Source organism: Ralstonia sp. RL (assembly GCF_001683835.1).
Taxonomy (GTDB): Bacteria; Pseudomonadota; Gammaproteobacteria; order Burkholderiales; family Burkholderiaceae; genus Ralstonia; species Ralstonia mannitolilytica.
Genome location: NZ_LWRX01000242.1, coordinates 22,854 through 31,090 on the forward strand (window position 1 = coordinate 22,854; position 8,237 = coordinate 31,090).

The 8,237-nt window shown below is 67.8% G+C and carries 7 protein-coding genes; 1 reads left to right on the top strand and 6 read right to left on the bottom strand.

Going from position 1 to position 8,237, the window contains the following annotated elements; translation table 11 throughout:
- Window positions 1-201: 201 nt before the first annotated feature.
- The 3 genes from gabP to gabT form a co-directional block, all read right to left on the bottom strand.
- Window positions 202-1,614, bottom strand: a complete 1,413-nt coding sequence (gabP, locus tag A6M56_RS21410) for a GABA permease (RefSeq protein ID WP_286758411.1) — start codon at window positions 1,612-1,614, stop codon at window positions 202-204.
- A 97-nt stretch (window positions 1,615-1,711) separates the two neighbouring features.
- The gene (locus A6M56_RS21415) at window positions 1,712-3,205 is read right to left on the bottom strand and encodes an NAD-dependent succinate-semialdehyde dehydrogenase (protein ID WP_045785455.1); all 1,494 of its coding nucleotides are present in this window, start codon (window positions 3,203-3,205) and stop codon (window positions 1,712-1,714) included.
- 4 nt (window positions 3,206-3,209) lie between these two features.
- On the bottom strand, window positions 3,210-4,490 hold the full coding sequence (gene gabT, locus A6M56_RS21420) for a 4-aminobutyrate--2-oxoglutarate transaminase (protein WP_102080603.1): 1,281 nt from the start codon (window positions 4,488-4,490) through the stop codon (window positions 3,210-3,212).
- A 159-nt stretch (window positions 4,491-4,649) separates the two neighbouring features.
- On the opposite strand from gabT, the gene pdxR reads away from it, so the two are divergent.
- Complete coding sequence (pdxR, locus tag A6M56_RS21425) at window positions 4,650-6,149, top strand: MocR-like pyridoxine biosynthesis transcription factor PdxR (protein ID WP_102080958.1); 1,500 nt, start codon at window positions 4,650-4,652, stop codon at window positions 6,147-6,149.
- A gap of 63 nt (window positions 6,150-6,212) precedes the next feature.
- Here pdxR and slmA read toward each other — a convergent pair whose 3' ends face one another.
- From slmA to argB, 3 genes are all read right to left on the bottom strand, one after another.
- Window positions 6,213-6,863, bottom strand: a complete 651-nt coding sequence (gene slmA, locus A6M56_RS21430; RefSeq protein ID WP_045785453.1) for a nucleoid occlusion factor SlmA — start codon at window positions 6,861-6,863, stop codon at window positions 6,213-6,215.
- A gap of 48 nt (window positions 6,864-6,911) precedes the next feature.
- Complete coding sequence (locus tag A6M56_RS21435) at window positions 6,912-7,787, bottom strand: pyrimidine 5'-nucleotidase (RefSeq protein WP_102080602.1); 876 nt, start codon at window positions 7,785-7,787, stop codon at window positions 6,912-6,914.
- Window positions 7,787-8,237, bottom strand: a 451-nt coding sequence (gene argB / locus A6M56_RS21440) for an acetylglutamate kinase (RefSeq protein ID WP_286758412.1), incomplete at its 5' end; no start/stop codon positions are given. The genes A6M56_RS21435 and argB, both read right to left, overlap by 1 nt.

The following is an 8,237-nucleotide window of genomic DNA, read 5'->3' on the forward strand; positions in this document are numbered from 1 at the left end:
GAAAAAACCCGACCGGCAACGCTGTTCACGCAACCAATCGGGTTCTCTCGTGGCGCACGCCGGGCGGACGCCCAGCGTTCTGACCGAACCTCTTTAGCCGCATTTGTAATGAGAGCCCAGGACCACATTCGTGTGGCGAAGACTCCCGCGCGCCCGCAAGCCAGTCGTCAAATCGGCGCGCCAGAGGTTGGGGATTATAGATCAGACCGCGGACGATGTGACGCGCGCCTGGGCGCGCGCGGCGGCGGCCTCCGGTGCGGCCATCCGCGCACGGCGGTTCAGCCACGCGGCCGCCACGATCAGCAACGCGAGCAACGCCGTCGCCCCTACTTCCATGCGGTGGCCCGGCAGCATCAGCATGGCGATCAGCACCCCGCAGATGAACAGGATGACCGCCCATGTCAGCCACGGAAACAGCCACATGCGCAGCGGGAGATCCACACGCGACGCGCCCAGCGCGGCCCGCATGCGCAGCTGCGAGACCGCGATGACGAGGTAGACCAGCAGTGCAATCGCGCCGGATGTCGCCAGCAGGAAGGCAAACACCTGCTCGGGCATCACGTAATTGGCGATGACGGTGGCAAACCCGAACGCGGTCGACGCCAGTACGGCGGCGCGCGGCGTGCCGTTGGCGTCGGTGCGGCGCAGGGCGGCCGGCGCGTCGCCGCGCACCGACAGCGAGAACACCATGCGCGATGCCGTGTACAGCGCCGAGTTCCGGCAGCTCGCCACCGACACCAGCACGATCACGTCGACGATCGCCTTGGCATGCGGCACGCCGATCAACTCCAGCGCCCTCTGGTACGAACCGTGTGCGGCGAGCAGCGGATCGTTCCACGCAACGAGCGAGGTCACCACGAAGATGGAGCCGAGATAGAACAGGCAGATGCGCCAGATGACCGAACGCGTGGCCCGCACGATCTGCCGGGCCGGATCCGCCGATTCCGCCGCCGCAATGGTGACGATCTCGGTGCCGAGAAACGTGAACATGGTCGTCAGCAACGCGGCCAGCACGGCGCCGAACCCGTTCGGCATGAAGCCCCCGGCATCGAACAACCGGGCCGCGCCCGACACCCCCGAGCCCGGCAGCCAGCCCAGCACGGCCGCGCCGCCCACCGCCAGAAAGACGACGATGGCCACCACCTTGATGAGCGCAAACCAGAATTCGAACTCGCCGTAGTTCTTGACAGAGAACAGATTGGTGAGCGTGAGCACGAAGGTCACGCCCAACGCCCACACCCAGGTGGCGACGCCCGGAAACCATGTGTTGAGGATCAACGCCGCCGCAGTCGCCTCGATCGGGATGACGAGCACCCAGAACCACCAGTACAGCCAGCCGATGGTGAAGCCCGCCCAATGCCCGATGGCGCGGTCGGCATAGGTGGAAAACGAACCGGTGTCCGGATGCACGACGGCCATCTCGCCAAGCATGCGCATCACCAGCACGACGAGCAAGCCGGCGATGCCGTACGCGATGATGGCGGCCGGCCCCGCCTTGGCGATCGCATGCCCCGAGCCGACGAACAACCCCGCACCGATCACGCCCGCAATCGAGAGCATGGTCACGTGGCGCGGCTTGAGGCCCGAGCTCAGGCCTGTCTTGGATCCTGTCATGTCTCTTCCTTGTTGCTTTCCATCCCCCGGATGGCGAAAACGACGACGGCCGGATTCTGGTGTCCGGCCTGTCGTCAGGTGCGCAGCGTACGGTGGTTCAACCGAGGCCGGCCATGTTGATGTACTTGATCTCGAGGTATTCGTCGATGCCGTACTTGGAGCCTTCGCGCCCCAGGCCCGATTGCTTGACGCCGCCGAACGGCGCCTCGGCCGTCGAGATCAGCCCGGTGTTGACGCCCACCATCCCCGACTCCAGCGCTTCCGACACGCGCCAGGCGCGGCCCAGGTCGCGCGTGTAGAAGTACGCGGCCAGGCCGAATTCGGTGTCGTTGGCCGCGGCCACGGCTTCGTCTTCCGTATCGAACGGGATCAGCGCCGCCAGCGGGCCGAAGGTTTCCTCATGCGCGAGCAGCATGCCGGGTTTCGCATCGACCACGACGGTCGGCTCGAAGAACGCACCGCCCTGGGCAGACAATGCGTGCGGCTTGCCGCCCACCAGCACGCGCGCGCCCTGCGATAGGGCGTCGTCGAGATGCTGCTGCACCTTCTCCATCGCGCGCTTGTGGATCAGCGGGCCTTGCTGCACGCCAGGCTCGGTGCCGTTGCCGACGCGCAGCGCACGCACGGCATCGGCCAGCTTGGTGGCAAACGTATCGTAAATGCCGCGCTGTACATAGAAGCGGTTCGCGCACACGCACGTCTGGCCGGCGTTGCGGTACTTGGCGACCATCGCGCCTTCCACGGCGGCGTCGACGTCCGCATCGTCGAACACGATGAACGGCGCGTTGCCGCCGAGCTCCAGCGACAGCTTCTTGATGTCGTCGGCGCATTGGCGCATCAGCAGGCGGCCAACGGCGGTGGAGCCCGTGAAGCTCAGCTTGCGCACGATCGGATTGGAGGTCAGCTCACCGCCAATCCCCTGCGAGTCGCCGGTGACAACCGACAGCAAGCCGCTCGGCACGCCGGCGCGCGCGGCCAGCTCCGCAAACGCGAGCGCGGAGTAGGGCGTCTCCAACGCGGGCTTGACCACCATCGAGCAGCCGGCGGCGAGCGCCGGGCCGACCTTGCGCGTCAGCATGGCAATGGGAAAGTTCCACGGCGTGATGGCCGCGCTCACGCCGATCGGCTCCTTCTGCACGACGATGCGGCGATCGCCCTGCGGCGACGGGATCGTGTCGCCATAGATGCGGCGCGCCTCTTCGGCAAACCATTCGATGAACGAGGCGGCGTAGGCGATCTCGCCTGCCGCCTCGGGCAGCGGCTTGCCCTGTTCGGCCGTGAGGATGGCGGCCAGGTCCTGCTGGTGCTCCATCATCAGGTCGGCCAGCTTGCGCAGGATGCGGGCGCGGTCGCGCGCGCTGACCTTGCGCCATGCGCGCTGCGCGACTTGCGCGGCCGCGATGGCGCGGCGCGTTTCTGCGGCGCCCATCGCAGGCACGGTGCCGATGGTGCGGCCGGTGGCCGGGTCGGTGACATCGCGCGTGCCGCCGTCATCCGCATCGGCCCACGCGCCGGCGAGAAACGCCTGCGTGCGCCACAGGCCCGGGTCTTTCAATGCAATCGGTGCGCCCGGCAGATCGGTGCGGGTCATGGTTTCAGCCCTCCAGTGCGCGTTGCAGGATGGCAAGGCCCTCTTCGAATACCGCGTCTTCAATCGTGAGCGGGAACAGGAAGCGGATCACGTTGCCGTACACGCCGCACGACAGCAGGAGCAGGCCGGCTTCGAGCGCCCGTTGCTGCACGAGCTTGGTGAAGTCGGCGTCGGGCTTGCCGTCCGGCGTATTGAACTCGACAGCAACCATCGCACCCACGCCGCGCACTTCGGCGATGCGCGGCTGCTTGGATTTCGCAGCGTTGAGCGCATCGACCAAGCGGGCTCCCAGCGCGGCGGAGCGCTCGCAGAGCTTCTCGTCGGCAATGATGTCGAGCACGGCATGTGCGGCCGCCACCGCCAGCGGGTTGCCGGCATACGTGCCGCCGAGGCCGCCGGGGGCGGGGGCGTCCATGATCTCGGCGCGGCCGGTGACGGCGGACAGCGGCAGGCCGCCGGCCAGGCCCTTGGCCATTGTCATCAGGTCCGGCAGCACGCCCGTGTGCTCCATGGCGAACAGCTTGCCGGTGCGCGCAAAGCCGGTCTGCACTTCGTCGGCGATCATCACGATGCCATGCTCGTCGCACAGCGCGCGGATGGCGCGCACGAAATCGGCCGGCATCTGGTAGAAGCCGCCTTCGCCCTGCACCGGCTCGAAGATGATGGCCGCCACCTGGTGCGGGTCGATATCGGCCTTGAACAGGCGCTGGATCGCGTCGAGCGCATCCTGCGTGGTCACACCGTGCAGCGCGACCGGTGCCGGTACGTGATAAATGCTGCCGGGGAACGGCCCGAAGCCCGTCTTGTAGGGCACCACCTTGCCGGTGAGCGACATGCCCATGAACGTGCGGCCGTGGAACGCGCCCGTGAGCGCGATCACGCCCGGACGGCCCGTGTGGGCGCGGGCGATCTTGATGGCGTTTTCGACGGCCTCGGCGCCGGTGGTGAAGAACGCGGTCTTCTTGGCATGCGAGCCCGGCGTGATCGTGTTCAGGCGTTCGGCCAGTTCGACGTAGGAGCCGTACGGCACGATCTGGTAGGCGGTGTGCGTGAAGCGGTCGAGCTGCTCACGCACGGCCTGCACCAGGCGCGGATGACGGTGCCCCGTGTTGACCACGGCAATGCCGGCCGCAAAGTCGATGTAGCGTCGGCCTTCCACGTCCCAGAACAGGGCATTCTCGGCGCGTTCGGCGTAGCGGTCGGTCATCACACCAACGCCGCGCGGCGTGGCGGCCAGGCGGCGGGCATTCCATTGGGCGTTCTGTTGCGGGTCTCGGGCGTTCATGGCAGTCGGATGCTTGGGTCAAGAAAGATGCAGTGCGAGCCAGTGTGGCGTCATTGGCTCTGTACAATAAGACCCAATCATGTTTTTCTGATGGAGCCATTTTCAGCATCCGGCTCCCCATTCCGCATGGCCGACCATTCCCCTGCCCACCGCGCCAGCATGCTGGTCGACTATCTCCAGCGCCGCTTCGATCGCGCCGACCCCGGCGGCGAGCCTGACCACCGTCGCCTGTACCGCGTGCTGCAGGAAGGCATCCTGCGCGACGAGCTGCAGCCCGGCACGCGCCTGCCGTCGTCGCGGCAGCTGGCGGCGGAACTGGGCATCGCGCGCAACACCGTGATCCACGTGTACGAACAGCTCGGCGTGGAGGGCTACGTCTCGGCAGGCGTGGGCAGCGGCACATTCGTCGCCGACACCGCGCCGGACCGGCTCGACACGCCGCCCGCACCCGCCTCGGTGGCCTCCCCCATCACCGAAGCCGCCACGCCGTCGGCGCCGATGCTCTCTGCACGCGGCCGCGCCCTGGTGCGCGATGCCGGCGCCAGTTCGCGCCAATGGGGGGCCTTCATGCCCGGGGTGCCGGAGGTGCGGATGTTTCCGGCACGCATCTGGTCGCGGCTGCACAACCGCCTGCTGCGCAAGCCGTCGCCGGCGCTGCTGACGTATCCGGTCGGCGCCGGCTACCTGCCGCTGCGCACGGCGCTGGCCGACTACCTGCGCACCGCGCGCGGCGTGCGCTGCGAGCCCGAGCAGATCATCATCACCGCGGGCATCCATCCATCACTCCAGCTCATCGCGCAATTGCTGTGCGACGCCGGTGACAGTGCGTGGATCGAAGAGCCGGGCTACTGGGGCGTGCGCAGCGTGCTCACCGCTGCGGGCGTGCGCACGGTGCCGCTGCCGGTGGACGACGAAGGCATGCGCTTCGACCTCCCCACGCGCGGACGCCAGCGCAGCAAGCCGCCCAAGCTCATGGTGGTTTCGCCCTCGCACCAATATCCACTTGGCTCGGTGATGAGCCTGGCGCGACGCCGCGCGCTGCTCGCCACCGCACACGCCACCGACGCATGGATCGTCGAAGACGACTACGACAGCGAATTCCGCTACGGCAGCCGCCCGCTGCCGTCATTGCAAGGGCTGGACGAAGGCGGGCGCGTCCTTTACATGGGCACGTTCTCGAAAGTGCTGTTCCCCAGCTTGCGGATCGGCTATCTGGTCGTGCCGCCGACGCTGGCAGATGCGTTTGCGACGGGCTTGTCCGAGATGTTCCGGGGCGGCCAGATCCTCACGCAGGCGGTGCTGGCGGACTTCATTGCCGAAGGGCACTTCGTCTCGCACATCCGGCGCATGCGCGGCGTGTATGCGGAGCGGCGCGAGACGCTGCTGGGCGCCATCGCGCAGGAATTCGGGGACACGCTGCCCGTGCATGACGGCGCGTCGGGGCTGCATCTCGTCCTCGGCTTGCCGGCCGGCACCGACGACGTGGCCGTGGCCGAATGCGCGCTCGCCAACGATGTCGTCACGCGGCCGCTCTCTCGCTATTACCAGGACGATGCGCGCCGGCAGCCCGGCCTGCTGCTCGGGTACGGCCACGTGGAGACCGAAGCCATCGCGGCGCGGTTCCATACGCTGGCGCAGGCCATCCGCACCGCCGGCTGAACGCGGGCGCCCATGAAAAAAGCCCCGAGGTTCGGGGCCTTGGCGGGTGCGTGCGTTGGCCGGTCAGCTCAACAGGACCCGCAGCTGCGCATCGGCGCCGTCCACCGGCGACTTGCGGAACCCGCTCTTGGCATACCGGTGCCAGCGCCCGAGCACCGCACAAACGATCAGGTTCGCACGCGAAGCGATATCGGTATCGGCCGGCCAGGCGCCTTGCGTGACAGCCATGCGCAGGCTCTGCTTGAGCGAGGCCTCGATGCGGTCCAGGCACTGCGCCATGCGCTCGGGCAGGCGCTCGTCTTCCCCGACCAGCGCGTCGCCGACCAGCACGCGTGTCATGCCGGGGTTCTTGTCGGCAAACGAGAGCAGCATGTGCGCAATCGCATGGGCCTGGCGCAGGCCGTGTTCCTCGCGCAGCGTGATCTGGTTGATGAGACCGAAGACGGTCTGCTCGATGAACTCGATCAGCCCTTCGTACATCTGCGCCTTGCTTGCGAAATGGCGATACAGCGCCGCTTCCGACACATCGAGCTTGGCGGCAAGCCCCGCCGTGGTGATCTTTTCGCCACGCGGATGCTCGAGCATGCCGGCCAGCGTCTGCAGAATCTGCACGCGGCGCTCGCCCGGCCGGGGGCGCTTGCGTGCGCGTGGTGCTTCCATCGCGGCTTCCGCGACCGGCTCGGCGGTCGGAAACTCCGTGTGCGCGTTGCTCATGACTTCCTGGCCCCTCTCCCGTTCTGACGACGGAGACACCGTCACTGCCTAACCGCGTCGAACAAGCCTTCGTTGTAGTTGAAGCACCGATTTTACTTTCACGCCCACGTAGCCGGGCCGGTTGGCGAACAAAATCGGTGCGGCCGCCGGTGGATGTGGTGAATTTGCACGCGCGCCCATGGCGGCAGCTTGCATTGGATGCAATGCATCGGCGGCGGGAGCCTGCTGGTCGCCAGCAGCAGCCGCGGGCGTGACTTTCCGCAGATAGCCCGTGACCCACACCGTCCTGATCCCGAGGCGCCGGTAGCGCTTGAGGTGGGACAGGGTGTCTTCCACGAGGATGGCGCGCGATGGCGCGATCCGCTCGCGCGCCAGCAGCCGGCGCAGCATCAGCGGATCGGGCTTCGGGCGCAGGCGGCGGTGCACCCACATGTGTTCAACGGCGATCTCGCGCATGAACGCGCGCTTCAGGCCGATGTGCCGCACCACCTCGCGCGCGTAGGCGGCCGGCGCATTCGTCAGCAGGATCTTGCGCCCGGGCAGCGCGCGCAGCAGCTGGGCGAGACCGCGCTCGGCGCGCACCATGGCACGCAGGTCGTCAAAGGTATGCGCGTGCGCGAGGAAGTCGGCCGGGTCCACGCCATGATGGCGCACCAGGCCCAGCAACGTGGCGCCGTAGCGCCGCCAGTAGTCGACACGCACCTGGCTGGCGGTGGCCTCGTCGGTGCCGAGGACGCGCGCCATGTAGGCCGTCATCAGCCGATTGATCTGCGGGAAGATCGCGTGCGAGGCGTGGTGGAGGGTGTTGTCGAGGTCGAACAGCCAGACCGGCTGCTGCCTGGGCGCCCCGTGCAGTGGGGAGGGCGCCACCTCGCGTGGCCGGGCGTGCGCGCGGCGCGCCCGGGCCACCCGGGTGGTGTGCATCAGTGCGAGCGGATCATCGTGCCGAACGCCTGTTCGGTCAGGATTTCCAGCAGCAGCGAATGCTCGATGCGGCCATCGACGATGTGCACCGAATTCACGCCGCTCTTGGCCGCATCCAGCGCGGACGAAATCTTCGGCAGCATGCCGCCCGAGATCGTCCCGTCGGCAAACAGCTCGTCGATCTCGCGCGCCGACAGGTCGGTCAGCAGGTTGCCCTGCTTGTCCATCACGCCCGGGATGTTCGTCATCATGACGAGCTTCTCCGCCTTCAGGATCTCGGCCATCTTGCCGGCCACCACGTCCGCGTTGATGTTGTAGGCCTGGCCGTCGTCGGAGAAGCCGATCGGCGAGATGACCGGGATGAACGCGTCGTCCTGCAGCGCCTTGACCACGGCGGGGTTGATCGCCTCGATGTCGCCCACGAAGCCGATGTCGATGAACTGGCCGGGG